Origin of the sequence: Mycobacterium sp. E3298 (assembly GCF_001666895.1) — a bacterium.
Classification (GTDB): domain Bacteria; phylum Actinomycetota; class Actinomycetes; order Mycobacteriales; family Mycobacteriaceae; genus Mycobacterium.
In genome coordinates this window covers 1-1,296 of record NZ_LZJB01000193.1, presented here as the reverse complement: position 1 = coordinate 1,296, position 1,296 = coordinate 1, and the positions used below count along the sequence as shown (strand labels likewise).

Sequence of the window (1,296 nt, the reverse complement as noted above, 5' to 3'; positions counted from 1 at the left end):
CACCCGCTGCGGTCCACACGGTTTCCGAGCTGCGGACGAAGATCGGATCGGCGTCCACGTCGATCGCGGGGAACTCGCGGGCCAGCCGACCGGCGAAGGCCCAGTGCGTGGTCACCCGCTGCCCGTCCAGAAGCCCGGCCTCGGCCGCCAGGAACGCGCCCGTGCAGACCGTGACCACGCGGCGGGCGGTCGCGGCGACGGCTTTGATCCAGCCGATCAGCTCGGCGTCCGACCGCGCGGCGTCGACACCGCCGCCGCCGGGCAGCACCACCGTGTCGACGGGTTCGCCCGGGTCCGGCAGCGGCGCCGCGACGAAGGCCAGTCCCGTCGGGGTGGTGACGGCCTGACCGTCGATGGAGGCCAGTGCGACCTCGTACCCGCCCCCGGTGAGCAGCGACGCGCCGGTGAAGACCTCGTGCGGTCCCACCACGTCGAGCGCCTGTACGCCGGGAAAACCGGCGATGACCACCTTGCGAGTCATGCATCTAAGTGTTCGGCACACCCCGGGATGTCGTCTACGCCGCGCACCCCACCAATTAGGACACGGGACCTGACCCGTCGGGTCCGCGGCGGGCTTGGCAGACTGTGCGACATGGCACAGATAACGTTGCGTGGAAACCCGATCAACACCGTCGGCGAGCTGCCTACCGTCGGATCCCCGGCGCCGGCCTTCAACCTGACGGGCGGCGACCTGGCGGAGGTCAGTAGCGACCAGCTCGGCGGTAAGGCCTTGGTGCTCAACATCTTCCCGTCTGTGGACACCCCGGTCTGCGCGACCAGCGTCCGGACCTTCAACGAGCGCGCGGCCGCCAGCGGCGCCACGGTGGTGTGCGTGTCCAAAGACCTGCCGTTCGCGTTCGCCCGGTTCTGTGGGGCGGAGGGCATCGACAACGTGAAGACGGGTTCGGCGTTCCGCAGCAGCTTCGGCGAGGACTACGGCGTCACCATCAACGACGGCCCGATGGCCGGCCTGCTGGCGCGGGCCATCGTGGTGGTCGGCCCCGACGGCAAGGTCACCTACACCGAGTTGGTCCCGGAGATCGCCCAGGAGCCGGACTACGACGCGGCGCTGGCCGCGGCGGGCTGACCCAGCTAAGCCGTTCAGCGGCGGCCGTCCGCACCACTCGCCTGTTTGCGACGTGCTGACGTTCGCCACGTTGAGCTGTCCCATCGTGCGGCTTCCGTGTTAGCCTAGCCGTTCCGCCGGACGGGCGGTGGAACGCTCGGCGGCAAAGGAGTACCGGCGGTGAATGGCGGCAAGTTCGGTGTTATCGCTGGGGTGCTGGTGGGCGTGGT

Annotated in this window: 2 protein-coding genes; one reads left to right on the top strand and one right to left on the bottom strand. The window is 69.9% G+C overall.

From position 1 onward, the window contains the following. Positions 1-481, bottom strand: a 481-nt coding sequence (locus tag A9X05_RS09065; RefSeq protein WP_197498980.1) for an AraC family transcriptional regulator, incomplete at its 3' end; no start/stop codon positions are given. 111 nt (positions 482-592) lie between these two features. On the opposite strand from A9X05_RS09065, the gene tpx reads away from it, so the two are divergent. Then, positions 593-1,087, top strand: coding sequence for a thiol peroxidase (gene tpx / locus A9X05_RS09060; protein WP_067750551.1), 495 nt, complete (start codon positions 593-595; stop codon positions 1,085-1,087). The last annotated feature ends 209 nt before the right edge of the window (positions 1,088-1,296 follow it).